Origin of the sequence: Bradyrhizobium sp. IAR9, from assembly GCF_013408065.1 — a bacterium.
Classification (GTDB): Bacteria; Pseudomonadota; Alphaproteobacteria; order Rhizobiales; family Xanthobacteraceae; genus Bradyrhizobium.
This window is the reverse complement of record NZ_JACBZW010000002.1, coordinates 295,924-319,756: the sequence shown is the minus strand read 5'-3', so window position 1 is coordinate 319,756 and position 23,833 is coordinate 295,924. Positions and strand designations below refer to the sequence as shown.

Here is a 23,833-nt window from a genome sequence, read left to right as displayed (position 1 = left end):
TGATGCCGATCAATGACACGCTGCGGCATTGCAACGCGGCCTCATCTTGTTGCTGCCCTATCTTGTTGTCTGGAACCGTTTCGGCCAATGATTGAAAGGGGCCGCCGGCCGGCGAACCCGGATCGATCCTGCCACGTATTTGTTTCGCATTCCAACCATCCGGCATCCCCGATGACCTCAGGCGAATCCTTCTATGGCGGCATTCCCGTCTTCCGCGGCTTCACCAGCCTGATGGACCCTGCGCTCTATGCGCCGCTGCCGGACGATTGGAGCATCGGCGTTGCCGATATCGTCGATTCCACCAAGGCGATCGCGGCGCAGCGCTACAAGGCGGTGAACATGGCCGGCGCCGCCGTGATCGCGGCGGTGACGAACGCATTGGAGGGGCGCGAATTCCCCTTCGTGTTCGGCGGCGACGGCGCGAGCTTTGCGGTTGCGCCAGGCGACCTCGAACCTGCCCGAGAGGCGCTGGCGGCAACCGCGACCTGGGTGCGGGAAGATCTCGATCTGACGATGCGGGTCGCGCTGGTGCCGGTCAGCGCCATCCGCGCGCAGGGCCTCGACGTGCGCGTCGCGCGCTTCGGTCCGTCGGCTAACCTGTCCTATGCGATGTTCTCGGGCGGCGGGCTCGCCTTCGCCGATGCCGCAATGAAGCGCGGGGAGTTTGCCGTCCCGGCAGCGCCGGCGGGCACGCAGCCCGATCTCTCGGGCCTGTCCTGTCGCTTCGAGGTGATACCAGCCTCACGTGGGCTGATCCTGTCGGTTCTGGTGATGCCGGCGCGCGGCGCCGACCCGCATGCCTTCCGCAAGGTGATCGAGGACATTATCCATCTCGTCGAGCGCAGCCCGGACGGCGCCCGCCCGGTGCCGCCGCAGGGACCGCCGCTGAAATGGCCGCCGCAGGGGCTGGAATACGAAGCCCGCACCAGGCGCGGTGGTCCGCTGCTCGCGCGCCGCGCCAGCGTGCTGGCCTATACGCTGTTCGTCTATCTGATCATGCGCTTCGACCTCAACGTCGGCGGCTTCGTGCCCAACGTCTACAGGCGTCAGGTGGTCGAGAACTCGGACTTCAGGAAATTTGACGACGGCCTGCGCATGATCCTCGACTGCACGCCGCAGCTCGAGCGCGCGCTGAGCGACCGACTGGCGGCGGCTGCGCGCGAGGGTATCGTGCGCTACGGTCTCTATCAGCAGGACGCGGCCATGATGACCTGCTTCACGCCGTCGGCGCTGCGCAGTGATCACGTCCATTTCATCGATGGCGCGCGGGGCGGCTACGCCTCGGCGGCGACGGCGCTGAAGGCGATGGTGGCGTGAAGCGTCAGCGTCCCGTCCGCGTCCAGGTCTCGCCGCCGCAGAGCGCGCCGACGCAGCCTTCGACCCGCAGCGAATCCGCTCCCGTCACGGAGATGCTGCTGGCATAGGTACTGCCGTCGTCGGCATTGTAGATCTGGCCGGACCATTTGTTCGGACCTGACGGCTGCATGCCGCTGAACAATGGCAGGCCGATCATCGGGCGCCTGGCGAGCTCGCGATTGGGGTTCTTGCTGTCGGTGGCGGGCTGGCCGGTCGCGGTGTCGTAGGGCTCGCGCAGCCAGGCGACGATGCCGCAGATGCCGCCGCCGCACTTGCTGATCTTGACGCGCGCATCACCCGCCTGGGTCAGCCATGTCCCATCGGCGCTCTGCGCATGCGCGGCCGGCGCGCCGAGCAGCGCAGCGAGAAGGACGATGAGAGCAGCGAATCTGGAAGTCATGGAAGAGGCCCCGAAAATGGAGCGCCTCCATAGCAGCCCGGCGGGATAGTGCAACGCTGGCTGGAATCACATTCCTGCGTTCATTTGCCTGCGTTGATGTCCTGCGATCATTTGTCCCAGCGCGCGAAGGCGACCGAGGCCGCAGTCGACAGGCCGAACACCGCCATGGCGCCGCCGACCAGCGCGAACAAGGTCCAGGCCGGCGCCTGCGTCATCATGAGGACGACGCCGCCGATCGCGACGATCAGAAGCCGCGCGGTGGAAGCGAGCACGGGGCCGCCGACGCGCGCCGCGCCTTGCGAGGAGAAGTAGAGCGACACGCCGATGCCGAAGAACACGAAGGTCGGGCCGGCCCAGTGGAAATAGCTGTGCGCGGCGGCGGTGACGCCGGGATCGCGCGTGAAGAGCGCGACCCATAGCGACGGAGCGAGCGCGACGGCGAGGCCGATCAGGCCGACCGTCAATCCGGAAGCTGCAGCGGCGGTCCAGGCCACACGCCGCGCGCGCTTCACCTGTCCGGCGCCCATCGCCATGCCGACCATCGGCACCGAGGCGATGCCGAAGGCGAACGTGATCGGGATCAGCAAGAATTCCAGCCGCGAGCCGATGCCGTAGCCGGCCAGCATCTCGGTGCCGAACGTGGCCAGGATCTTCGTGAAGATCAAAATGGTGAGCACGGTCTGGAGCGGCGACAGGCAGGCCACCGCACCAACCTTGAGGATGTCCAGGAACATCGCGCGCTCGAAATGAAACGCGCGAATATTCAGCGGCAGCCGGCTGCGGCCGGACGCGAGATACCAGAGGAAAAAGATCGCGGCGCAAGTGAACGCGATCAACTGGCCGCTGGCGACCCCCGGCATGCCGAAGGGCTTCACGCCGAACAGGCCGAGCCCCAACGTGCCGCCGAGCGCGATCTGGAGCACGCTGGCGCCGATCAGCGTCATCGAGGGCAGGCGCATGTCGCCGGTGCCGCGGATCACCGAGGCGAGCGTGTTGACGAGCCAGATCGCGACCGCGCCGGAGAACAGCACCTGCGAATAGCCGCTGGCCTCCTCGAGCACGCGATCGCGCCCGCCGAGCAGGGTGAAGAAGGAGCGGCCGAAGACGAGCATCATCACCGTGAAGAACAGCCCGCCGCAGAGGCCGATGATGGCGGCATGCAGCGCCAGCGTCGCGGCGCGGTCACGATCCCCTGCGCCGAGCGCGCGGCTGATCGCGGACGAAACGCCGCCGCCCATCGCGCCCGCGCTCATCATCTGCGTCAGCATCGCGAACGGAAACACCAGCGCGATCGCGGCGAGCGGAATGGTGCCGAACCGGCCGATATAGGAGGTCTCGGCGATCGCAACCAAAGTGCTGCCGACCATCGCGATCATGTTGGGGATCGCGAGCCGCACCAGCGTCGGCAGGATCGGCGCAGTCAGCAGGCTGGCGATCGGGGAGGCGACCGGCGCAAGCGGCGGGACGGCGTCTGCAGGGGCGTCGATCGTCATGTTCACCGGGCGGAATTTTAGATGATGATCGACATATTATAGGGCGGCCGAGCCCCTGCGGCAGCCCTCACTCCACGCAGGGGTCACCACGGCAGGCCGCATAGGTCGATGGTGCCCAGCGTCGGCGCGCGGACGATGTTGAAGACGTAGGGCGCCATCTCGGTGAAGCGGATCCGCCCCTCCGGCTGCTCGCAATAGACCTCGCCCTTGAAGGGCAGCCAGCTCCGGGTCTCGTAGAACGAAAAATTGTGTGGTTCGCAGAACAGCAGCGCGAAGCGAACGGCCTCGTTGGCGCGAATGGTGTGAACCGCCGCGTCGATCGCCACGGTCGCATAGCCGCGACCGCGCCGGTCCTCGCGGGTGCAGACCCCGCCGATGCCGCCGATATGGACCTTCTGTCCGTTCCAGGTGACGGTGCGGAAGTAGATGCCGACATGGCAGACGAGACCGTCCTCGGGCGTCTCGATCAGCACGCGCAGGTCGGCATTGGCCCATTTGACGTGAGCCCAGGCCGGCTTCTCCGCTGCGTCTTGACCCCAGACCGCGCTGAGCAGCGGCTTGGCGATCGGCCACGAGGCGTCGCCGTTCAAAATGTCGATCTCGATGCTCATGGCTTTGTCTCTCGCAACGCGGCTGCGCGGTTCATTGGTTCTGTCATAACCGGTTCAAAGGCAACGATATTCTGCGGCCGGCGATCGGCCCGGGTTGAATGTCCCTCGGTGCTGCGAAGTTATGCAATCCGGCCAAGCCGTGGCATCACGTCTTTTCGCAAATTCTGAGGTATTTAACGGCGGTGGAACCTTCTATAAGAGTCCCCGTTAAGCCAGTTCCCCATCAGTCGCGGACAACATCCCATGACCTTTACGCTGCCCCCCCTCCCTTACGCCTATGACGCCCTCGGCCAGTTCATGTCGAAGGAGACGCTGGAATTCCACCACGACAAGCATCATCAGGCCTACGTCACCAACGGCAACAACGCGCTCAAGGGGACCGAATGGGAAGGCAAGTCCCTTGAAGAGATCGTCAAGGGCTCGTTTGGCAAGAACCCCGCGGTGTTCAACAATGCCGGCCAGCACTACAACCACATCCACTTCTGGAGCTGGATGAAGCCCAATGGCGGCGGCACCAAGCTGCCGGGCAAGATCGAGAAGAAGATCAACGAGGACCTCGGCGGCTTCGAGAAGTTCAAGACCGACTTCCAGGCGGCCGGCGTCGGCCAGTTCGGCTCCGGCTGGTGCTGGCTCCAGGTCAAGAACGGCAAGCTCGAGATCTCCAAGACCCCGAACGGCGAGAATCCGCTGGTGCATGGCGCCACCCCGATCCTCGGCTGCGACGTCTGGGAGCACTCCTATTACATCGACTACCGCAACCGCCGCCCCGATTATCTCAAGGCGTTCGTCGAGAACCTCGTGAACTGGGAATACGTCGAGTCCCTGCTCGAGAAGGCGTAAGGCCTCGTTGTCATTCCGGGGCGCCCGCAGGGCGAACCCGGAATCCAGAAGTTGTGGCGCGAAATTCTCAGGTGCGCAGTTGCGCACCAGAGCTCGCACTTCGTGCGCCCCGGAATGACAGAAGGCGGTCGCTCGCGCGGCCGCCTTTTTGCTGTGCGGAATTGCCCTGCGTGGCGCGCGCACCGGTCTGTCATCGTACTGTTTGCATCGAATGGACGCCGCCCTTAATCAGGAACGGCATCACCCTCGAGCGACCGAGCCCGTTGTCAGAACCTTCCCCGAAGAACCCGGCGCCTGCCGAGGACGTCGAGTCCGAGCCGCGCCCGGGGCGAGTGCGCAAGCCGATCGGCTGGTCGACGATCATCATCGCCGCGCTGGTCGCGGTGAGTGCGACCTTGGTCTGGCGGCGTGACGGCACCGACGGCGTTCTCGACATTCTGACCCACGATCTCTCGCTGTTCTCAGGCATCCTGCCGCGCGTGCTCGCCGGCTGCCTGCTCGGGGCCTTCATCTCGGAGATCCTGCCGCACGAAAAGGTCTCGCGCTCGCTCGGACCGAAATCCGGTCTGATGGGGCTGCTGATCGGCACCGCCTTCGGCGCGATCCTGCCGGGCGGTCCCTTCACTGCCTATCCCGTGGCGAGTGCGCTGCTCGCAGTCGGCGCCGATTTCGGCGCCACCATCGCCATGGTCGTGAGCTGGACCCTGATCGGCTATGGCCGGGCGGTGGCCTGGGAAATCCCGATCATGGGCACCGACTTCACGCTGTGGCGGATTCTGATTTCGCTGCCGCTGCCGGTACTCGCCGGTGCGCTCGGCCGCTTCGTCTATGTCCGGCTCTATCCGAAGCGTGAAAGCGACGAGGACGCGGCATGAGCGCCGCGCTTTTCATCGACATCCTGTTGTGGGGATCGGTGTTCGGCGTCGGGCTGATCGCCTTTCGCCGCGGCCCGCCTGTGTTCAAGGCCTCGCTGCGCGAAGGTTCGATGGATTTCATCAACATCGTGCCGCGCATCGCGCTGGGCGTGATCGGCTCCGGCTACATCGCCGCGATCATCCCGCAGGAGGTGATCACCGGCTGGCTCGGGCCGGACAGCGGCTGGCTCGGGGTTGCGACCGCCGTGGTCGCCGGCGCCGCCACGCCGGGCGGGCCCGTGATCGGCTTCTCCATCGGCACGGTGGCGCTGAAGTCGGGCGGCGGGGTGCCGCAGGTGGTGGCCTATGTCGTAGCCTGGGCCCTGTTCGCCTTCCAGCGGGTGATCTTGTGGGAAATCCCGTTCATGCCGGCCCGTTTCGTCTGGTTCCGCTGCGCCGTGTCGGTGCCGTTTCCTTTCGTGGCAGCTGCCATCGCGATGGTGATCGGCAAGCCGTGAGCCCGGCGTGGACAGGGGTTATGTTATAATATAACGTTCCGAAATGGTTCCCGCCGCGTCCCACGCCCATCATCACGACCATGCCCATGGCCATTCTCATGACCACGCGCATTCGCACGGGCACGACCACACCCACGCCCATGTCCACGACGCGGCCTCGCCGCATCCGGCCCAGGCGGCGCCCTGGTCGATCCTGCGCATGACCATGGCGGCGCGCCTTGGGGCCGCGCTCGCTGTCTGTGCCGTGCTCTGGGGCGTGGTCTTCCTGGCGATGAGGTGACGATGGCGGCGCTGCACTTTCACAATGTGACGCTCGGCTATGACCGGCATCCGGCCGTGCACCATCTCAACGGTGAGGTTGCGCGGGGTGCGCTGGTCGCCGTGATCGGCCCGAATGGCGCGGGCAAGTCGACCCTGCTGCGCGGCATCGTCGGCATTCTCCGGCCGCTCGACGGCAGCATCCATCTCGGCGGGCTCGACTCTCGCGATATCGCCTATCTGCCGCAGAGTGCGGAGATCGACCGCAGCTTCCCGATCTCGGTGTTCGACTTCGTCGGCACCGGGCTGTGGCGCGGGACCGGCCTGTTCGGCGGCATCGGCAAGGCGGCGCGCGGGAAGATCTTGCGCGCGATCGCCTCCGTCGGCCTCAATGGTTTCGAGAACCGCCCGATCGGTACGCTCTCGGGTGGCCAGATGCAGCGCGTGCTGTTCGCGCGCGTGCTGCTGCAGGACGCTTCGCTCATCGTGCTGGACGAGCCCTTCAACGCCATCGACAGCAAGACCACGACCGACCTGCTCGCGCTGGTCAAGCACTGGCATGGTGAGGGCCGCACCGTGCTCGCCGCGCTGCACGACATGGAGATGGTGCGCAACCATTTCACCGAGACGCTGGTGCTGGCGCGCGGCCCCGTGGCGTGGGGACCGACAGTGGAGGTTCTGACGCCGGAAAACCTGCTGGTGGCGATGCGGATGTGCGAGGCGTTCGACGACACCGCCGCGGCCTGCGCCGCCGACGATACCCGCTCGCGGGCGGCGTGATCACCGATGCTCTACGACACGCTGATCGGTCCCTTCACCGAATTCGAGTTCATGCGGCGGGCGCTGGCCGCCGTGATCGCATTGTCGCTGGCCGGTGCGCCGATCGGCGTCTTCCTGATGCTGCGGCGGATGAGCCTCGTCGGCGATGCAATGGCGCATGCGATCCTGCCCGGCGCGGCGGTCGGCTTCCTGCTCTCCGGGCTCAATCTGTTCGCGATGACGGCCGGCGGGCTGATCGCAGGCTTTGCCGTCGCGATCCTCGCCGGCGTCGTCGCGCGCTCGACCGGGCTGAAGGAGGACGCTTCGCTCGCGACCTTCTATCTGGCCTCGCTGGCGCTCGGCGTCACCATCGTCTCGATCAAGGGCACCAATATCGACCTGCTCCACGTGCTGTTCGGCAACATCCTCGCGATGGACGACCAGACCCTGCTGGTGGTGGCCTTCAACGCCACCGTGACGCTGCTGGTGCTCGCCGTGATCTACCGCCCGCTGGTGATCGAGAGCGTCGATCCCTTGTTCTTGCGCACAGTCAGCCGCGCCGGCGGTCCCGCGCATCTCGCCTTCCTGGCGCTGGTCGTGATCAACCTCGTCAATGGCTTTCAGGCCCTTGGCACGCTGCTTGCGGTCGGCTTGATGATCCTGCCGGCGGGTATCGCGCGGTTCTGGTCACGCGATCTCACCGTCATGATCTGCATCGCGGTGGTCGCTGCCGCGGCTTCCGGCTATGCCGGCCTCGTGCTGTCGTTCCAGACCCGCGTGCCGTCCGGCCCTGCGGTCATTCTCGTGGCGTCGGTGCTCTACATCGTCTCCGTGCTGTTCGGCCGCGTCGGCGGCATCGTCCGGCAGATGTTTCCCGGCCGGCACCTGGAAGCGTGACGGGCGATGCGCTTCCTTCTGTTCCTTGCCTTGCTGACCATCGCCTCGCCGCTGCAGGCCGCGGAACGGCTCAACGTCATTGCGAGCTTCTCGATCCTCGGCGACTTCGTCCGTAACGTCGGGGGAGATCGGGCCAACGTTACGACGCTGGTCGGCCCCGACAGCGACGTCCACGTCTACACGCCGGCGCCAGCCGATGCGAAGCGGGTCGCGGAGGCGAAGCTCGTCATCGTCAATGGGCTCGGGCTGGAGGGCTGGCTGCCGCGTCTCGTGCAGTCCGCAGGGAGCAAGGCCGTGGTGGTCACCGCGAGCGCCGGCATCGTGCCGCTGAAGCTCGGTTCGGCCGCCGACCCCCACGCCTGGCAGTCGGTCCCCAACGCCAGGATCTACGTGACCGATATCGCCAATGCGCTGGCGGCGGCCGCCCCGGATGATGCGGAGTTCTTCCGGGTCCAGGCAAAAGCCTATCTGGAAAAGCTCGAAACGCTCGACCGCGAGGTCCGCGAGGCCGTGGCGAAAATCCCGCCGGAGCGGCGCAAGGTGATCTCGACCCATGACGCCTTCGGCTATTTTTCCGCCGAATACGGTATCCAGTTCATCGCCCCCCTGGGGGTCTCCACCGAAACCGAGCCGAGCGCACGCGACATCGCGGCCATCATCGGCCAGATCAAGGCTAAAAAAATACCGGCCGTGTTCCTGGAAAATATCAGCGACGACCGGCTGATCCGGCGGATCGCGGCCGAGACCGGCTCAAAAGTCGGCGGGACCCTGATTTCGGACGGTTTGACCGGCGAAAAGGGGCCTGCACCCACTTACATTGATATGGTCAGGCACAATATAAAGGCGCTGACCAGCGCGCTTGACCACTAAGGCAGGGGCCACCCCGCCTCGCGTCGCGCGAAAAGCCCGAAGTCCGGAGTTGTTATGTCTGAAGCGACCTCTCAGAAAATTCCCGTGACCGTCCTGACCGGCTATCTCGGTGCCGGCAAGACCACGCTCCTGAACCGCATCCTGTCGGAGAATCACGGCAAGAAATACGCCGTCATCGTCAACGAATTCGGCGAGATCGGCATCGACAACGACCTCATCATCGGCGCCGATGAGGAAGTGTTCGAGATGAACAATGGCTGCATCTGCTGCACCGTGCGCGGTGACCTCGTGCGCATCATGGACGGCCTGATGAAGCGCAAGGGCAAGTTCGACGCCATCATCGTCGAGACCACCGGCCTTGCCGATCCGGCGCCGGTCGCCCAGACCTTCTTCGTCGACGAGGACGTGCAGAAGAATGCGCGGCTCGATGCCGTGGTCACGGTGGCCGACGCCAAATGGCTGTCCGATCGGCTCAAGGATGCGCCCGAGGCCAAGAACCAGATCGCCTTCGCCGACGTCATCGTGCTGAACAAGACCGATCTCGTCAGCAAGGGCGAGCTTGCCGAGGTCGAGGCCCGCATCCGCGGCATCAATCCCTATGCGAAACTCCACCGCACCGAGCGCTGCTCGGTGGCCCTGGCCGACGTGCTCGACCGCGGCGCCTTCGATCTCGACCGCATCCTCGACATCGAGCCGGACTTCCTGGAGGCCGACGATCATGACCACGACCATGATCACCACCATCACGGCCACGATCATCACCACCATGATCACGGTCACGGCCTGAAGCACTATCACGACGAGGACATGCAGTCGCTGTCGCTCAAGACCGACAAGCCGCTCGATCCGAATGTGTTCATGCCCTGGCTGCAGAATTTGGTGCAGGTCGAAGGCGGCAAGATCCTGCGCTCCAAGGGCATCCTCGCCTTCCACGACGACGACGACCGCTACGTCTTCCAGGGCGTCCACATGATGCTGGAGGGTGACCACCAGCGAAAGTGGAAGGAGGGCGAGCCGCGCGAGAGCCGCCTCGTCTTCATCGGTCGCGAATTGCCGGAAGAGGCCATCCGCAAGGGTTTTGAGAGCTGCATCGTCTCGTGATGAAAGAGTTTTCGCCGGCCCCCGATTCCGCCTCGATCGTCTCCGTCACCGATCGCGTCAAGCCGGTTACGCTCGGCATGGGCGTGACCTCGGTGCATTTCCTCGGGGATCGCGCCGCCTTCGTCGGCGGCGAGGAGAATGTCGCGTTCGTCGATGACAAGGGTGAGATCAGCACGGTCACTGTTCACAGCGGCGGCATTCTCTCCACCGCTTGCGACGGCAAGCGCCTGGTGATGGGCGGCGACGACGGCAAGGTCGTCTCGCTCGACGCCAAGGGCGAGGTGACGCTGCTCGCCACCGATCCCAAGCGACGCTGGATCGATGCGGTGGCGCTGCACGCGGACGGCTCCTACGCCTGGTCGGCCGGCAAGACGGCTTTCGTCAAGAGCGGCAAGTCCGAAGAGAAGTCGCTCGAGGTGCCTTCGACCGTCGGTGGGCTTGCGTTCGCGCCCAAGGGACTCCGGCTCGCAATCGCCCATTACAACGGCGCGACGCTGTGGTTTCCGAACATGGCGGGATCAGCCGAATTCCTGCCCTGGGCCGGCTCGCATCTCGGCGTTACCTTCAGCCCGGACAACAAATTCCTGGTCACCACCATGCACGAGGCGGCGCTGCATGGCTGGCGGCTTGCCGACAACAGGCATATGCGGATGACCGGCTATCCCGGCCGCGTCCGCTCGATGTCCTGGAGCGCGGGCGGCAAGGGGCTCGCGACCTCGGGCGCCGACACCGTCATCATTTGGCCGTTCGCCAGCAAGGACGGTCCGATGGGCAAGGAGCCCGCGATGCTCGCGCCGCTGCAGGCGCGGGTGTCGGTGGTCGCCTGCCATCCGAAGAACGACATCCTCGCCGCCGGCTACAGCGACGGCACCGTGCTGATGGTGCGGCTGGAGGATGGCGCCGAGATCCTGGTCCGCCGCAACGGCACGCCGCCCGTGGCCGCGATCGCCTGGAATGCGAAAGGCACGCTGCTCGCTTTCGCCGATGAAAATGGGGACGGCGGAATGCTGGAGCTTTAAACTGTCATCCTTTAGGCCGTAGGGTGGGCAAAGGCGCTCTTGCGCCGTGCCCACGATCTTTTTGCGTTGACGGGAGCCGTGGGCACGCTTCGCTTTGCCCACCCTACGGCAGCTGACATTCATGCGATTTCTGACGACCTTCCAGCTTGCTGATTTCCTCGACACGCTAATCAGCCTGACCACGGCCTTCGTGCTGGGCACGCTGATCGGTGCCGAGCGGCAATATCGCCAGCGTACCGCGGGCCTGCGCACCAATGTGCTGGTCGCGGTCGGCGCGGCCGCCTTCGTCGATCTCGCCATGCAGCTGGACGGCGCCGACGGCGCGGTGCGGGTCATCGCCTACGTCGTCTCGGGCATCGGCTTCCTCGGCGCCGGTGTCATCATGAAGCAAGGTATGGACGTGCGCGGGCTCAACACCGCTGCGACGCTATGGGCTTCGGCCGCTGTCGGCTCCTGCGCCGGTGCCGACATGATCGCGCAGGCGGCGGCGCTGACCGTCTTCGTCATCGCCGGCAACACCATGCTGCGCCCCCTGGTCAACGCCATCAACCGCATCCCGCTGAACGAGAAGGCGCTGGAGGCGACCTATTATTTCAAGCTCGCGGTCGCCGCCGACGCACTGCCCGACATGCGCGTCCGCCTCGTCGACAAGCTCGAAGGTGCGAAATATCCGGTGGCGGGTATCGAGGTCGTCGAGCTCGGCGAGGATATGCTGGAGATTGTCGCCAAGCTGGTCGCCAGCGCGGTCGACCCGAACGAGCTGAACGCGGCGGCGACCGATCTCCAGCATCTGCCCGGCGTCCGCCACGCGACGTGGGAAGTCAGCACGACGGAGTGAGCGCGGCCTTTTGGCGCGCAGGCTGCAGTTCCCCCTCGCCGGGAACGGAACCCTGGTCGGGCAATTTCGTTGATCCCGCGGACAAAGGCGGTGATCGACATGACAGTCAATGACAAGCGCAGACTGAAACTCGACCTTCTGATCGCCTGTTCGCTGTTCGCAGCAGGTGTCGTTATATCGGGCATATCGATCGCGCAGATCCGCGCCGAGAGCCGGATGCAACTGGCGCAGGCGACACCGCCGCTTCAGGGCACGCCCTCTGACGAGCAGAGCAAGGTGCCCGCGGAAGCTAAGCCGGGCGGCGACCGGCCGACCACGCCGGCCCCCGAGCCGGCGCGGCCTGAGCCGCAGACACAAGGCGCGGCGACCAAGCCGGCACTGCCGCCGGCACCGGCCGAGAAGATCGCGCCGCCGATCGAGAAGAAGTAGCTGTCTGATAGACCAACGGTGTCATCGTCCGCGAAGGCGGACGATCCAGTATTTTCAGAGACCGTAGTGATTGAACCGAGACGCCGCGGCGTACTGGATGCCCCGCCTTCGCGGGGCATGACAGCTGTGGTGGGGCCGAAGCCCGCGCCCCTCACCGCACCAGAATGTTCTTGAACTGCCAGGGATCGCTGGTGTCGATGTCTTCCGGAAACAGTCCCGGACGATCCGTCAGCGGCGTCCAGTCGGTGTAGAACCCCTTCACTGGGCCGAGATAGGGCAGCTGGATTTCCAGCAGGCGATCGAAATCCATCTCGTCGGCTTCGACGATGCCTTCCTTCGGGTTCTCCAGCGCCCACACCATGCCGCCGAGCACGGCAGAGGTCACCTGCAGGCCGGTGGCATTCTGATAGGGTGCGAGCGCGCGGGTCTCTTCGATGGAGAGCTGCGAGCCGTACCAATAGGCGTTGTTGTCGTGGCCGAACAAGAGCACGCCGAGCTCGTCGATGCCGTCGACGATCTCGTTCTCGTCGAGGATGTGGTGCTTCTCCTGCATCTTGGCGGCGCGGCCGAACATCTCGTGCAGCGACAGCACGGCATCGTCGGCCGGATGATAGGCATAGTGGCAGGTCGGCCGGTAGATCGCCTTGCCCGATGCGTCGCGCACCGTGAAGTAATCGGCGATCGAGATCGACTCGTTGTGGGTGACGAGGAAGCCATATTGCGCGCCGCGGGTCGGGCACCAGGTGCGCACGCGCGTGTTGGCGCCGGGCTGCATCAGGTAGATGGCCGCGCCGCAGCCAGCTTCGTGGGTCCGCGCGTTCTCGGGCATCCATTTTTCATGGGTGCCCCAGCCGAGCTCTGACGGCTGCACGCCTTCCGACAGGAAGCCTTCGACCGACCAGGTGTTGACGAACACGTCGGGCTCTTTCGGCTTCTTCGAGCGCTGGGTGTCGCGTTCGGCAATGTGAATGCCCTTGATGCCGGCCTGCCGCATCAAATCCGCCCATTCGGCCTTGGTCTTCGGCTTGGGGGCATTGAGCTTGAGATCGGCGGCGACGTTGAGGAGCGCCTGCTTGACGAAAAAGGAGACCATACCGGGATTGGCGCCGCAGCAGGAGACCGCCGTGGTCGAGCCCGCGGGACGCGCGCGCTTGGCCGCCAGCGTGGCTTCGCGCAGGGCGTAATTGGAGCGCGCTTCCGGACCCTTCGAGGAGTCGAAATAGAAGCCCAGCCAGGGCTCGTTGACGGTGTCGATGTAGAGCGCGCCGAGCTCGTTGCAGAGCTCCATGATGTCGGTGGAGCCGGTGTCGACCGATAGATTGACGCAAAAGCCCTGGCCGCCGCCTTCGGTCAGCAGCGGGGTCAGCAACTCGCGGTAATTGTCCCGGGTCACGGCCTTCTGGATGAAGCGCACATTGTGCTTTTCGCAATGCGCCTTGCGGCCCTCGTCCTTGGGATCAATCACGGTGACGCGGGACTTGTCGTAGTCGAGATGCCGCTCGATCAGCGGCAACGTGCCTTTGCCGATGGAGCCGAAGCCGACCATGACGATGGGACCGGTGATCTTCGCGTAGATCTGCGAGGCGGGGCTCATGGGATGGTTTTCTCCGGAACGTGCTGGCAAACAAATGGTGAGGGGTGGATCAGGCGCTGCGGCGCTTGTCAGACGCTGCGGCGCTTGGCGGTGACTTCGATCTCGACCTTCATCTCGGGCTTGGCGAGGGCGCTGACGACCAGCAACGTCGCCGCCGGCCTGATGTCACCGAGGACCTCGCCGCAGACGGCGAAGTGGGCGTCGATGTAGCTGGCGTCGGTGACGTAGTAGGTCGCACGGACAATATCGGCCATCTCGAATCCGCCCTCTTTCAGGGCAGCTTCGATGGTCTTGAAGCAGTTGCGTGACTGGCTCGTGACATCGGCCGGCATCGTCATCGTGGTGTAGTCATAGCCGGTGGTTCCCGCCACGAAGGCGAAATCGCCGTCGATCACGGCGCGGCTGTAGCCGACGGTCTTCTCGAGGGGAGAGCCGGTGGAGATGAGGCGACGGGACATGCTTCGGACCTCGACTGAAAGGGGTGTTTCGCGGGGTTAAAGGGCGTTTCTCGAGCCTGCGCAACCCCGAAAGAACAGGCGTCAGGACGGCGCAGCCGGGCGTTGCCGCTTTACGCGGCTTCGGTCGTCGCCATCATGGCAATCCCTCAGGCCGCGTGCGCATGGAGGGCGCGAAGGACCCTCCGTTTGGACAGGGGCGCGCCGGTCGGGACGATCATCCCCTCGGCGCCATCGAGCGCACCCGCCTGGAATTCGATCGCGAGCAGCCGGTCGCGCTCGAACGGGCCGGGCAGCGCCAGCGCGCCGGTCTTCTCGCCCGAGAAGCCGAAGCGGGCATAATAGGGGGCATCGCCGAGCAGGATGACGGCTTCATGCCCTCGCGCCCGGGCGGCGGCCAGCGCTTGATGCATCAGCGCGGCGCCGATCCCGAGCTCGCGGCAGGCAGGGTCCACCGCCAGCGGTCCGAGGACCAAAGCGGGCCTGCCTCCGGCGCTGACGTGCCACAGCCGCACGGTTCCCACGAGCTTGCCCTCGCGCACCGCCGACAGGGCAAGGCCTGTGGCGGGCGCGCGTCCGTCGCGCAGGCGCTGGCAGGTGCGGTCATGGCGGTTCTCGCCAAAGCAGGCATCCAGCAGCGCTTCACGGGCGGCGACGTCGGCAGCACGCTCCGCGCGGATCACGAACGGAGCGGCTTTCGAGGTGAGGGCGATCTGTGGCTTCCGAAAAGCAGTCATGGCGCGTCAGTCCCCGCTTGAACCGGCGTGCGCGCAGCACGCCTGTCCAAGACGTCGTCAGATCGAACTGTCAGGGAGGAGCCGGCAAGCCGGCTCCCGGGTTCGTCAGGCCTCAGAGAAAGAGGCGGATCAGATGTGGTACGTCCGCAGCGGCGGGATGCCGTTGAACGCCACCGACGAGTAGGTCGACGTATAGGCCCCGGTGCCTTCGATCAGCACCTTGTCGCCGATCTCGAGCGTGACGGGGAGCGGATACGGGCTCTTCTCGTACAGCACGTCGGCGCTGTCGCAGGTCGGACCCGCGAGCACGCACGGCGTCATGTCCGCGCCGTCATGACGGGTACGGATGGCGTAGCGGATCGACTCATCCATCGTCTCGGCGAGACCGCCGAACTTGCCGATGTCCAGATAGACCCAGCGCACCTCGTCCTCGTCGCTCTTCTTCGAGATGAGCACGACCTCGGATTCGATGATGCCGGCGTTGCCCACCATGCCGCGGCCCGGCTCGATGATGGTCTCCGGAATCTGGTTGCCGAAGTGCTTGCGCAGCGCGCGGAAGATCGAGCGGCCGTAGGTCACGACCGGCGGCACGTCCTTCAGGTACTTGGTCGGAAAGCCGCCGCCCATGTTGACCATGGACAGGTTGATGCCGCGCTCGGCGCAGTCGCGGAACACCTGCGAGGCCATCGCCAGCGCACGGTCCCACGCCTTCACCTTGCGCTGCTGCGAGCCAACATGGAACGAGATGCCGCACGGCTCCAGGCCCAGGCGCTTGGCAACGTCGAGCACCTCGACGGCCATTTCCGGGTCGCAGCCGAACTTGCGCGACAACGGCCACTCGGCGCCGGCGCAATCATAGAGGATGCGGCAGAACACCTTCGCGCCGGGTGCGGCACGGGCGACCTTCTCGACTTCGGCGGCGCAATCCACGGCGAAAAGCCGGATGCCGAGCGCGAAGGCGCGCGCGATGTCGCGCTCCTTCTTGATCGTGTTGCCGAAGGAGATGCGGTCGGGCGTCGCACCCGCGGCCAGCGCCATCTCGATCTCGGCGACCGTCGCGGTGTCGAAGCAGGAGCCCATGGATGCCAGCAGCGCGAGCACTTCCGGCGCCGGGTTCGCCTTGACGGCGTAGAACACGCGGCTGTCGGGCAGCGCCTTGGCGAAGGTCTGGTAATTGTCGCGCACGACCTCGAGGTCGACGACGAGGCACGGCTCGGTGTCGAGGCCATCCTTGCGGCGGTTGCGCAGGAATTCCTGGATACGTTCGGTCATAGCACTCTCCAAAGCGGCCCCAGCGACGGAGCTCGTTCAAAGTGGTTCTCGGACGAGGGTGCTACGCCGCTGCCGCACGATGGAGACGCGACAGGGCAAAGACCCCTAGACCGAATTGTGCTGCCGTGGATTGGTTGGGAATTTCCCGCCCGCACACCTGGCAATGAAGGACAAGCCTTTTCAGTAGCCCGCGCCGGCGTTGGAATGCCGGTAGAGACCAAAAAAGCCCGATCCGTCGTTGCTTTAAGTCGCGTCCCCCGTTGAGAGCGGGGTGCGCCGGTTCGCCTCCGGCTGCCAGTCACGGTTGCAAAGAGCGAAGTCACCTTCGACAAGGCATCTCTTTGAGAGAGATGCTGGACGCTCCGGGTTTGCTTCCTCGTCCGACCTTCAGGCCTTGCGACCTTCAGTCTTCCGACTTCCGCACTTCCGAAGAGCCCCTCGGCTTCTTCACCCCTTGGCGGCTGTCCGGCCTCTTGTCCGGATACCTACCGACTGACACACGACCACAGGCACGTGCGAAATTGGGCAAGAGCGCACATAAGCGTTTTGAATCAGCTTCGCAAGAATTTTTTTAGGCTGAGAACAGAATTGCCTAACATCTGCTTGCGCGGTGTTGCGCGAGCGACGCGGAAGATGAACACGCGTTAAGTTTTCTGCGGCAGCGCGCGCGTCTCTCGCGCGCGAAGCGTCAGCGGCGCTTCGTGAAGGGCTCGACACGCTGGGCCGCGCGGATGAACGCGGTCATCACGAGCACACCGAGCGCGAACAGCACGGCCTGCAGGATGTGCGTGCCCTGGTCGCCAAGCCCGAACAGGATCGCGAGCGCCCAGCCGCCGGCGAAGGCCGCGCCGAACACCTCCGCGCCGATCAGGATGGCGGCGCTGATGACGGTGATGACGCTTGGCCAGGCGATCTGGCGGGACGAGGAGGAAGGCGCGTTCATGGGCTCAGGGATCCCTAGTCTTCGAGGGCCGCAATCTCCCCGAAAAGGCGGCCGGGAGCAAGGCCAAATGGCCCAAAAAAGCCCTATCGCGTGCTATAGCTGGCCGCAACAATTGAGCCACGAAATCGGGACTTGTGATGTCAGAACCCCGCCAAATTACGGACTCCGAGACCAACCCGCTGCTGAAGGCCTGGGTGACGCCGTTTGCGACCCCGCCGTTCGACGAGATCAAGCCCGAGCACTTCCTGCCGGCCTTCGAGCAGGCCTTCGCCGACCACTCCGCCGAGATCGCGGCGATCACCAACGATCCGGCGGCGGTCGACTTCGCCAACACCATCACGGCGCTGGAGCGCTCGGGCAAGCTGCTGAGCAAGGTCGCGGCCGTGTTCTACGACCTCGTCTCGGCGCATTCCAACCCGGCCATCCTGGAGATCGACAAGGAGGTCTCTCTGCGGATGGCACGGCACTGGAATCCGATCATGATGAACGCCGTGCTGTTCGGCCGCATCGCCCAGCTGCACGAGAACCGCGCCAATCTGGACCTGGCTCCGGAGCAGCTTCGCCTGCTGGAGCGCACCTACACCCGCTTCCACCGCGCCGGCGCCGGCCTCTCCGAGGAGGCCAAGATGCGGATGGCGGAGATCAACGAGCGGCTCGCCCAACTCGGCACCAGCTTCAGCCATCATCTGCTCGGCGATGAGCAAGACTGGGTCATGGAGCTGGGAGAGGCCGACCGCCAGGGCCTGCCGGAGAGCTTCGTCGCCAGCGCCAAGGCTGCGGCAGAAGAGCGCGGCATGGAAGGCAAGGCCATCGTCACGCTGTCGCGCTCCTCGGTCGAACAGTTCCTGAAGAGCTCTGCCCGGCGTGATCTGCGCGAGAAGGTCTACAAGGCTTTCACCGCGCGGGGCGACAACGGCAATGCCAACGACAACAATGGAACCATCGTCGAGGTCCTCAAGCTGCGCGAAGAGAGCGCCAAGCTGCTGGGCTATCCGACCTTCGCCGCTTACCGGCTGGAGGACTCCATGGCCAAGACGCCGGATGCGGTCCGGAGCCTTTTGGAGCGGGTCTGGAAGCCGGCCAGAGCGCGGGCGCTCGCCGACCGCGACGACATGCAGGCGCTGATCACGGAAGAGGGCGGCAATTTCAAGCTCGCTCCCTGGGATTGGCGCTTCTATGCCGAGAAGCTGCGCCTTCAGCGCGCCAATTTCGACGACGCCGCGATCAAGCCGTATCTGTCGCTCGACCAGATGATCGCCGCCGCCTTCGACTGCGCCACGCGCCTGTTCGGTATCACCTTCGAGGAGCGCAAGGACGTTCCGGTCTGGCATCCCGACGTCCGCGTCTGGGAGGTCAAGGGCCCCGATGGCAAGCACAAGGCGCTGTTCTATGGCGACTACTTCGCCCGGCCGTCGAAGCGCTCCGGCGCCTGGATGACCTCGCTGCGCGACCAGCAGAAGCTCGACGGCGATGTTGCGCCGCTGGTTCTCAATATCTGCAATTTTGCCAAGGGCGCCGGCGGCGAGCCTTCGCTGCTGTCGCCCGACGATGCCCGCACCCTGTTCCACGAGTTCGGCCACGGCCTGCACGGCATGCTCTCCAACGTGACCTATCCGTCGCTGTCGGGCACCTCGGTGTTCACCGATTTCGTCGAGCTGCCGTCGCAGCTCTACGAGCACTGGCAGGAGCGGCCCGAGGTGCTGCAGAAGTTCGCCCGTCACTACCAGACCGGCGAGCCGCTGCCCGACGAGCTGTTGCAACGGTTCCTGGCCGCACGAAAATTCAACCAGGGCTTTGCCACGGTCGAATTCGTCTCCTCGGCCCTGGTCGATCTCGAATTCCACACCCAGCCGGCCGAAGCGGCCAGCGACGTCCGCGCCTTCGAAAAGAAGGAGCTGGAGAAGATCGGCATGCCCGAGGAGATCGCGCTGCGTCACCGGCCCACCCAGTTCGGTCACATCTTCACCGGCGACCATTATGCCGCCGGCTATTACAGCTACATGTGGTCGGAGGTGATGGACGCCGACGCCTTCGGCGCCTTCGAGGAGGCCGGCGACATCTTCGATCCCGCCGTCGCCAAGCGTCTGCACGACGACATCTACGCCTCGGGCGGATCGGTCGATCCCGAGGCCGCCTATGAGGCGTTCCGCGGGCGGCCGCCGGAGCCCGACGCGCTGCTGCGGCGGCGCGGGCTGCTCGACGACGCGAAGGCGGCCTGATGGGCATGCGCGCCCTGTTCGGATCGCTGCTTGCCGCCGCGATGACGCTCGCGGCGGGTGCGGCGAGCGCACACCCGCATGTCTGGATCACCGCGACCAGCGAGCTGCTCTACGCGGCCGACGGCTCCATCACCGGCGTCCGCCACGCCTGGACGTTTGATGACATGTTCTCGTCCTATGCGGTGCAGGGGCTCGAGAGCAAGACCAAGGGGGCCTATACGCGCGAGGAGCTCGGGCCGCTGGCGCAGACCAACGTCGAGTCGCTCAAGGAATACGCCTACTTCACCTTCGCGCGAGCGGACGGCAAGAAGGAGCGATTCCAGGAGCCGGTCGACTATTTCCTCGACTACAAGGATACGGTCCTGACCCTGCACTTCACGCTGCCGCTGAAGAACCCGGTCAAGTCCAAGCAGCTGGTGCTCGAAGTGTTCGACCGCTCTTTCTTCATCGACTTCCAGATGGCCAAGGAGAGCCCGGTGAAACTGGTGGGCGCGCCCGCCGGCTGCCAGATGAAGCTGGAGCGCCCGAGCGACGGCACCGCGAGCGCGCAGAAGCTCAACGAGCAGACCTTCATGAACGGCGAGAACTCGAATTTCGGCATGATGTTCGCCAACAAGATCACGGTGGATTGCCCTTGATCCGCCGTCTTCGCTCTCCGCTCGCCCGCGGGCTTCTTGTCTGCGCCGCCGTCTTCCTCGTCATGGGCGTGGCTGATGCGGCGCTTCACGATGTCTTCGCGCAAAACCCCTTTGGCGCGCCGCGCCCGGCGCAGGCGGCCCAGCCCGAGGCCAGCGGCCTCATCGGCTGGCTGCTGGCCAAACAGTCGGAATTCTATCGCCAGATGTCGGCGACCATTCGCGCCGCCAAGTCCGACGGCTCGGCAGTGTGGACGCTGCTGTTCATCTCCTTTGCCTACGGCATCTTCCATGCCGCCGGCCCCGGCCACGGCAAGGCAGTGATCGCGTCCTATCTCGTCGCCAACCGCGAGACCGCGCGGCGCGGCATCGCGCTGTCGTTCGCCTCGGCGCTGATGCAGTCGCTGGTCGCGATCCTCATCGTCGGCATTTCTGCCTGGGTGCTGAATGCGACGGCCAAGACCATGTGCAAGGCGGAAGGGGCGATCGAGATCGCGAGTTACGCCCTGATCGCGCTGTTCGGGCTGCGTCTCGTCTGGGTCAAGGGCCGCATTTTCATCCGGGCGCTGCAGGCGGCCCAGCCGGTGCCGGCGATCGCCGGCGTGCCGCACGATCATGATCACGGTCATCACCATCATCATGATGCCCACGATCATCACGATCACGGTCATGATCACCATCACCACGGTCATGATCATGCCCACCACGGGCATGACCACGTCCATGACGAGCATTGCGGTCATTCCCATGGTCCCACGCCGAGCGAGCTCGCCGGCCCCGGTGGCTGGCGGCGCGGCTTCGCCGCGATCCTGACCGTCGGCATCCGCCCCTGCTCGGGCGCGATCCTGGTGCTGGTGTTCGCGCTCGCCCAGGGCCTGTTCTGGGCCGGCATCGCCGCCACCTTCCTGATGGGATTAGGCACTGCGATCACGGTCGCGGCCATCGCGGTCGTCGCCGTCTCCGCCAAGGACATCGCCGCCCGCCTCAGCGCAGGGCGCGACGGCGGCGGCGCGCTGTTCATGCGCGGCATCGAATTCGCGGCTGCTGGCGTCGTGCTGCTGTTTGGCGCAGGCCTGTTGTTCGGCTACATCGCAGCCGAGCGGACGACGTGTTTCTAGGCGAAGGTCTCGTAGCCCGGATGGAGCGCAGCGCAATCCGGGACAGTGCCGCCGTGGAAAGACCCCGGATTACGCTTTGCTCCATCCGGGCTACGGTCGCAAACCTCACACCGGCAGAAACCGCTTCAGCGCCGGCATGAAGAAGATCCCGAGATTGATCGCAAAGCCGATGCTCCAGAGGATCGAGCGCAGCGTCGGGCGGTTGCCGAGATAGGTCAGCACATAGGCAAGGCGCACGATGAGGAAGAGGGCCGCGAGTTCGTCGATCAGCCGCTGCGGCGAATCCCTGAATTCGGCGAGCAGCACCGCGAAGGCGAAGAACGGGAAGGTCTCGATGCCATTCTGGTGCGCGCCGAGCGCGCGCTGCGAGAGCGCGTCCTCGTAGAAGGCGGGGTCGCGTGGCCGGGAATTGTCGAAGCGGCGAAACCTGATCCATTTGATCGAGCCGATCGTCGACAGATAGAGCAGCAGCGCTCCAAAGACGCACCATTCCGCGAGTGTCATCTTTGCCTCCCCTGCCTGGGTGCGACCCTAGCGAAACCGGCCTCATCTTGACAAGTTCGGACCAACGCGCGACCCACAGAGCCATGACCAGTGTCGTCCCCATCGAGGCCGCGAGACCGGCCGCCCAATCCGCCCTGCCGCGCACTGGCGTGCTCCTGATCAATCTCGGAACGCCCGACACGGCCGATGCGCCCGGCGTGCGGGTCTACCTGAAGGAGTTCCTCTCGGACGCCCGCGTCATCGAGGATCAGGGCCTGGTCTGGAAGTTCGTGCTGAACGGCATCATCCTGCGCAGCCGCCCCCGCACCAAGGCGCTCGACTACCAGAAGATCTGGAACACCGAGAAGAACGAGTCGCCGCTGAAGACCATCACGCGGTCGCAGAGCGACAAGCTGGCCGCCGCCCTGTCGGACCGGGCCCACGTCGTGGTCGACTGGGCGATGCGCTACGGCAATCCCTCGATCAAGTCGGGCATCGACGCACTGATCGCGAAAGGCTGCGAGCGCATCCTGGCGGTCCCGCTCTATCCGCAATATTCCGCCTCGACCTCGGCGACGGTCTGCGACGAAGTGTTCCGCGTGCTCGCCCGTTTGCGTAACCAGCCGACGCTGCGGGTGACGCCGCCTTATTACGAGGATGCGGCCTATATCGAGGCGCTTGCCGTCTCGATCGAGACGCATCTGGCAACGCTGTCCTTCAAGCCGGAGCTGATCGTGGCGTCGTTCCACGGCATGCCGAAATCCTATGTCGACAAGGGCGACCCCTATCAGCAGCACTGCATCGCAACCACGGCGGCACTGCGCCGCCGGCTCGGCATGGACGAGACCAAACTGCTGCTGACCTTCCAGTCGCGCTTCGGCAATGCCGAGTGGCTCCAGCCTTACACCGACAAGACCATGGAGCGGCTCGCGAAGGAAGGCGTGCGCCGCCTCGCGGTGGTGACGCCGGGCTTTTCCGCCGACTGCCTGGAGACGCTCGAGGAGATCGCGCAGGAGAACGCCGAGATCTTCAAGCACAATGGTGGCGAGCAGTTTTCTGCGATCCCCTGCCTCAACGACAGCGACCCGGGCATGGACGTGATCCGCACCCTGGTGCTGCGCGAGCTCCAGGGCTGGATCTGATGGGCGCCTCATGAACCGCCGTGAGTGTCTGGCGCTTCTTGGGACCGTCGTCGCGTTGCCGTCCTCGGTGCTGGCGCAGCAACCAGCACGTCGGCTCGGCGTTCTCTCGGTCACGGCTGCCGATGATGCGATCGGCCAGATCCGCAGCATGGTCCTGCTCGAGGCGCTCGCCGGACATGGCCTGAAAGAGCGCGACAACCTCAAGATGGACTGGCGCAGCGGTGGCGGGGACCGCGCGCGCATCGCGCGGCTCGCCGACGAGCTGATCGCGCTCAAGCCCGACGTCCTGCTGGCGGTCGGCACGCCTTCGGTCGAGGAGCTGCGCCAGCGCACCACCACGATCCCGATCGTGTTCGCCGTCGTCACCGATCCCGTCAGCCAGGGCTTTGTCGAAAACCTCGCGCATCCCGGCGGCAACGTCACCGGCTTTACCGATTACGACGGCCCGTTGGCCGGCAAATGGCTGGAGATGCTGACGCAGGTCACGCCAAAGGTGTCTCGCGTCTTCGTCGTCTACAATCCCGCCACCGCCCCGTTCGCGCCGTTGATGCTGCGCACGATCGAGGACGCCGCACGGACCCTTCAGGTGACGGTCGAGCCCGCGCCGGTGCATGACGCCGTCTCCATAGCAGCGCTGGCTTCGCGGAGGGACGGCGGCCTTCTGATCCTGCCGGACTTCTTCACCATGGCCAATCGCGGCCAGCTTCTGGCGGCGATCGCGCAGGCGCGCGTGCCGGCGGTGTTCTGGAGCCGCACCTTCGTCGACGAGGGCGGGCTGATGTCCTACAGCACCGACAGCGCCGAGCAGCTCCGCCGCGCCGCGGACTATATCGACCGCATTCTGAAGGGCGCGCGGCCAGCCGACCTGCCAGTGCAGAACCCCACCAAGTTCGAGCTAGCGGTCAACCTCAAGGCCGCTAGGGAGTGCGGCGTCACACTTCACCCGGGCCTCATCGCCCTCGCGAATGACGTGATCGAATGAAATCGTCTAA

At 65.5% G+C, this 23,833-nt stretch carries 26 protein-coding genes; 17 read left to right on the top strand and 9 right to left on the bottom strand.

Annotated elements, in window-relative coordinates; all coding sequences use genetic code 11:
- Positions 1-171: 171 nt before the first annotated feature.
- A complete protein-coding gene (locus GGD67_RS07085) occupies positions 172-1,317 on the top strand; it encodes a DUF3095 domain-containing protein (protein ID WP_179731815.1) in 1,146 nt (381 codons plus the stop codon).
- A gap of 4 nt (positions 1,318-1,321) precedes the next feature.
- Here the strand turns inward: GGD67_RS07085 and GGD67_RS07080 are convergent, their stop codons facing one another.
- From GGD67_RS07080 to GGD67_RS07070, 3 genes are all read right to left on the bottom strand, one after another.
- A complete protein-coding gene (locus GGD67_RS07080; RefSeq protein WP_179731813.1) occupies positions 1,322-1,756 on the bottom strand; it encodes a DUF2147 domain-containing protein in 435 nt (144 codons plus the stop codon).
- A gap of 107 nt (positions 1,757-1,863) precedes the next feature.
- A complete protein-coding gene (locus GGD67_RS07075; protein WP_179731812.1) occupies positions 1,864-3,249 on the bottom strand; it encodes an MATE family efflux transporter in 1,386 nt (461 codons plus the stop codon).
- An 83-nt stretch (positions 3,250-3,332) separates the two neighbouring features.
- Entirely contained in the window at positions 3,333-3,860 is a 528-nt protein-coding gene (locus tag GGD67_RS07070) for a GNAT family N-acetyltransferase (RefSeq protein WP_018316200.1), read from the bottom strand.
- Positions 3,861-4,103: 243 nt separating this feature from the next.
- Between GGD67_RS07070 and GGD67_RS07065 the strand changes: the two genes are divergently transcribed.
- From GGD67_RS07065 to GGD67_RS07015, 11 genes are all read left to right on the top strand, one after another.
- The gene (locus tag GGD67_RS07065; RefSeq protein WP_018316199.1) at positions 4,104-4,700 is read left to right on the top strand and encodes a superoxide dismutase; all 597 of its coding nucleotides are present in this window, start codon (positions 4,104-4,106) and stop codon (positions 4,698-4,700) included.
- Positions 4,701-4,963: 263 nt separating this feature from the next.
- Positions 4,964-5,575: a permease gene (locus GGD67_RS07060; protein WP_179731810.1), complete on the top strand. Its 612-nt coding sequence runs from the start codon at positions 4,964-4,966 to the stop codon at positions 5,573-5,575.
- Positions 5,572-6,072: a hypothetical protein gene (locus tag GGD67_RS07055; protein WP_018316197.1), complete on the top strand. Its 501-nt coding sequence runs from the start codon at positions 5,572-5,574 to the stop codon at positions 6,070-6,072. Before GGD67_RS07060 ends, GGD67_RS07055 begins: the two co-directional genes overlap by 4 nt.
- 43 nt (positions 6,073-6,115) lie before the next feature.
- Entirely contained in the window at positions 6,116-6,352 is a 237-nt protein-coding gene (locus GGD67_RS07050; protein ID WP_092255557.1) for a hypothetical protein, read from the top strand.
- Between the two features lie 2 nt (positions 6,353-6,354).
- Positions 6,355-7,110 carry a metal ABC transporter ATP-binding protein gene (locus GGD67_RS07045; RefSeq protein WP_179731808.1) on the top strand — a complete coding sequence of 252 codons (756 nt, stop codon included), beginning with the start codon at positions 6,355-6,357 and terminating at the stop codon, positions 7,108-7,110.
- Between the two features lie 6 nt (positions 7,111-7,116).
- Positions 7,117-7,986, top strand: coding sequence for a metal ABC transporter permease (locus tag GGD67_RS07040; RefSeq protein WP_179731806.1), 870 nt, complete (start codon positions 7,117-7,119; stop codon positions 7,984-7,986).
- Positions 7,987-7,992: 6 nt separating this feature from the next.
- Complete coding sequence (locus tag GGD67_RS07035) at positions 7,993-8,856, top strand: metal ABC transporter solute-binding protein, Zn/Mn family (RefSeq protein ID WP_179731804.1); 864 nt, start codon at positions 7,993-7,995, stop codon at positions 8,854-8,856.
- A gap of 54 nt (positions 8,857-8,910) precedes the next feature.
- A complete protein-coding gene (locus GGD67_RS07030) occupies positions 8,911-9,957 on the top strand; it encodes a GTP-binding protein (RefSeq protein ID WP_018316192.1) in 1,047 nt (348 codons plus the stop codon).
- Positions 9,957-10,976 carry a WD40 repeat domain-containing protein gene (locus GGD67_RS07025; protein WP_179731802.1) on the top strand — a complete coding sequence of 340 codons (1,020 nt, stop codon included), beginning with the start codon at positions 9,957-9,959 and terminating at the stop codon, positions 10,974-10,976. Before GGD67_RS07030 ends, GGD67_RS07025 begins: the two co-directional genes overlap by 1 nt.
- 121 nt (positions 10,977-11,097) lie before the next feature.
- The gene (locus GGD67_RS07020) at positions 11,098-11,814 is read left to right on the top strand and encodes an MgtC/SapB family protein (RefSeq protein WP_179731800.1); all 717 of its coding nucleotides are present in this window, start codon (positions 11,098-11,100) and stop codon (positions 11,812-11,814) included.
- 99 nt (positions 11,815-11,913) lie between these two features.
- Positions 11,914-12,243, top strand: a complete 330-nt coding sequence (locus tag GGD67_RS07015; protein WP_026201622.1) for a hypothetical protein — start codon at positions 11,914-11,916, stop codon at positions 12,241-12,243.
- Positions 12,244-12,394: 151 nt separating this feature from the next.
- Here GGD67_RS07015 and GGD67_RS07010 read toward each other — a convergent pair whose 3' ends face one another.
- The 5 genes from GGD67_RS07010 to GGD67_RS06990 all read right to left on the bottom strand — a co-directional run bounded on the left by GGD67_RS07010 (position 12,395) and on the right by GGD67_RS06990 (position 17,244).
- Positions 12,395-13,837, bottom strand: a complete 1,443-nt coding sequence (locus GGD67_RS07010) for a homospermidine synthase (protein ID WP_092255541.1) — start codon at positions 13,835-13,837, stop codon at positions 12,395-12,397.
- 68 nt (positions 13,838-13,905) lie between these two features.
- Positions 13,906-14,295, bottom strand: coding sequence for a RidA family protein (locus GGD67_RS07005; protein ID WP_027562893.1), 390 nt, complete (start codon positions 14,293-14,295; stop codon positions 13,906-13,908).
- A 146-nt stretch (positions 14,296-14,441) separates the two neighbouring features.
- Complete coding sequence (locus GGD67_RS07000; protein ID WP_179731798.1) at positions 14,442-15,029, bottom strand: GNAT family N-acetyltransferase; 588 nt, start codon at positions 15,027-15,029, stop codon at positions 14,442-14,444.
- 129 nt (positions 15,030-15,158) lie between these two features.
- Positions 15,159-16,301, bottom strand: a complete 1,143-nt coding sequence (locus GGD67_RS06995; RefSeq protein ID WP_018316185.1) for a type III PLP-dependent enzyme — start codon at positions 16,299-16,301, stop codon at positions 15,159-15,161.
- A 688-nt stretch (positions 16,302-16,989) separates the two neighbouring features.
- Positions 16,990-17,244 (bottom strand): hypothetical protein, encoded by a 255-nt coding sequence (locus tag GGD67_RS06990; RefSeq protein WP_018316184.1) that lies wholly within the window; start codon positions 17,242-17,244, stop codon positions 16,990-16,992.
- 137 nt (positions 17,245-17,381) lie between these two features.
- Here GGD67_RS06990 and GGD67_RS06985 point away from each other — a divergent pair, with 137 nt between their 5' ends.
- Genes GGD67_RS06985 through GGD67_RS06975 form a run of 3 tightly spaced genes read left to right on the top strand, consistent with a single transcriptional unit; the run spans position 17,382 to position 21,216 of the window.
- Positions 17,382-19,463 carry a M3 family metallopeptidase gene (locus GGD67_RS06985; RefSeq protein ID WP_018316183.1) on the top strand — a complete coding sequence of 694 codons (2,082 nt, stop codon included), beginning with the start codon at positions 17,382-17,384 and terminating at the stop codon, positions 19,461-19,463.
- Complete coding sequence (locus GGD67_RS06980; RefSeq protein ID WP_179731797.1) at positions 19,463-20,101, top strand: DUF1007 family protein; 639 nt, start codon at positions 19,463-19,465, stop codon at positions 20,099-20,101. Before GGD67_RS06985 ends, GGD67_RS06980 begins: the two co-directional genes overlap by 1 nt.
- Entirely contained in the window at positions 20,092-21,216 is a 1,125-nt protein-coding gene (locus tag GGD67_RS06975; RefSeq protein WP_210286362.1) for a nickel/cobalt transporter, read from the top strand. Before GGD67_RS06980 ends, GGD67_RS06975 begins: the two co-directional genes overlap by 10 nt.
- A 105-nt stretch (positions 21,217-21,321) precedes the next feature.
- Here the strand turns inward: GGD67_RS06975 and GGD67_RS06970 are convergent, their stop codons facing one another.
- Entirely contained in the window at positions 21,322-21,720 is a 399-nt protein-coding gene (locus GGD67_RS06970; RefSeq protein WP_018316180.1) for an MAPEG family protein, read from the bottom strand.
- Positions 21,721-21,803: 83 nt separating this feature from the next.
- Between GGD67_RS06970 and hemH the strand changes: the two genes are divergently transcribed.
- Both hemH and GGD67_RS06960 read left to right on the top strand, forming a co-directional pair.
- Complete coding sequence (hemH, locus tag GGD67_RS06965; RefSeq protein WP_179731795.1) at positions 21,804-22,841, top strand: ferrochelatase; 1,038 nt, start codon at positions 21,804-21,806, stop codon at positions 22,839-22,841.
- A 10-nt stretch (positions 22,842-22,851) separates the two neighbouring features.
- Positions 22,852-23,823, top strand: a complete 972-nt coding sequence (locus tag GGD67_RS06960) for an ABC transporter substrate-binding protein (protein WP_179731793.1) — start codon at positions 22,852-22,854, stop codon at positions 23,821-23,823.
- Positions 23,824-23,833 lie beyond the last annotated feature (10 nt).

Coding starts and splice junctions, on each gene's coding strand:
- GGD67_RS07085 (WP_179731815.1), top strand. CDS start 172: ATGACCTCAGGCGAATCCTTCTATGGCGGCATTCCCGTCTTCCGCGGC.
- GGD67_RS07080 (WP_179731813.1), bottom strand. CDS start 1,756: ATGACTTCCAGATTCGCTGCTCTCATCGTCCTTCTCGCTGCGCTGCTC.
- GGD67_RS07075 (WP_179731812.1), bottom strand. CDS start 3,249: ATGACGATCGACGCCCCTGCAGACGCCGTCCCGCCGCTTGCGCCGGTC.
- GGD67_RS07070 (WP_018316200.1), bottom strand. CDS start 3,860: ATGAGCATCGAGATCGACATTTTGAACGGCGACGCCTCGTGGCCGATC.
- GGD67_RS07065 (WP_018316199.1), top strand. CDS start 4,104: ATGACCTTTACGCTGCCCCCCCTCCCTTACGCCTATGACGCCCTCGGC.
- GGD67_RS07055 (WP_018316197.1), top strand. CDS start 5,572: ATGAGCGCCGCGCTTTTCATCGACATCCTGTTGTGGGGATCGGTGTTC.
- GGD67_RS07050 (WP_092255557.1), top strand. CDS start 6,116: ATGGTTCCCGCCGCGTCCCACGCCCATCATCACGACCATGCCCATGGC.
- GGD67_RS07045 (WP_179731808.1), top strand. CDS start 6,355: ATGGCGGCGCTGCACTTTCACAATGTGACGCTCGGCTATGACCGGCAT.
- GGD67_RS07040 (WP_179731806.1), top strand. CDS start 7,117: ATGCTCTACGACACGCTGATCGGTCCCTTCACCGAATTCGAGTTCATG.
- GGD67_RS07035 (WP_179731804.1), top strand. CDS start 7,993: ATGCGCTTCCTTCTGTTCCTTGCCTTGCTGACCATCGCCTCGCCGCTG.
- GGD67_RS07030 (WP_018316192.1), top strand. CDS start 8,911: ATGTCTGAAGCGACCTCTCAGAAAATTCCCGTGACCGTCCTGACCGGC.
- GGD67_RS07025 (WP_179731802.1), top strand. CDS start 9,957: ATGAAAGAGTTTTCGCCGGCCCCCGATTCCGCCTCGATCGTCTCCGTC.
- GGD67_RS07020 (WP_179731800.1), top strand. CDS start 11,098: ATGCGATTTCTGACGACCTTCCAGCTTGCTGATTTCCTCGACACGCTA.
- GGD67_RS07015 (WP_026201622.1), top strand. CDS start 11,914: ATGACAGTCAATGACAAGCGCAGACTGAAACTCGACCTTCTGATCGCC.
- GGD67_RS07010 (WP_092255541.1), bottom strand. CDS start 13,837: ATGAGCCCCGCCTCGCAGATCTACGCGAAGATCACCGGTCCCATCGTC.
- GGD67_RS07005 (WP_027562893.1), bottom strand. CDS start 14,295: ATGTCCCGTCGCCTCATCTCCACCGGCTCTCCCCTCGAGAAGACCGTC.
- GGD67_RS07000 (WP_179731798.1), bottom strand. CDS start 15,029: ATGACTGCTTTTCGGAAGCCACAGATCGCCCTCACCTCGAAAGCCGCT.
- GGD67_RS06995 (WP_018316185.1), bottom strand. CDS start 16,301: ATGACCGAACGTATCCAGGAATTCCTGCGCAACCGCCGCAAGGATGGC.
- GGD67_RS06990 (WP_018316184.1), bottom strand. CDS start 17,244: ATGAACGCGCCTTCCTCCTCGTCCCGCCAGATCGCCTGGCCAAGCGTC.
- GGD67_RS06985 (WP_018316183.1), top strand. CDS start 17,382: ATGTCAGAACCCCGCCAAATTACGGACTCCGAGACCAACCCGCTGCTG.
- GGD67_RS06980 (WP_179731797.1), top strand. CDS start 19,463: ATGGGCATGCGCGCCCTGTTCGGATCGCTGCTTGCCGCCGCGATGACG.
- GGD67_RS06970 (WP_018316180.1), bottom strand. CDS start 21,720: ATGACACTCGCGGAATGGTGCGTCTTTGGAGCGCTGCTGCTCTATCTG.
- hemH (WP_179731795.1), top strand. CDS start 21,804: ATGACCAGTGTCGTCCCCATCGAGGCCGCGAGACCGGCCGCCCAATCC.
- GGD67_RS06960 (WP_179731793.1), top strand. CDS start 22,852: ATGAACCGCCGTGAGTGTCTGGCGCTTCTTGGGACCGTCGTCGCGTTG.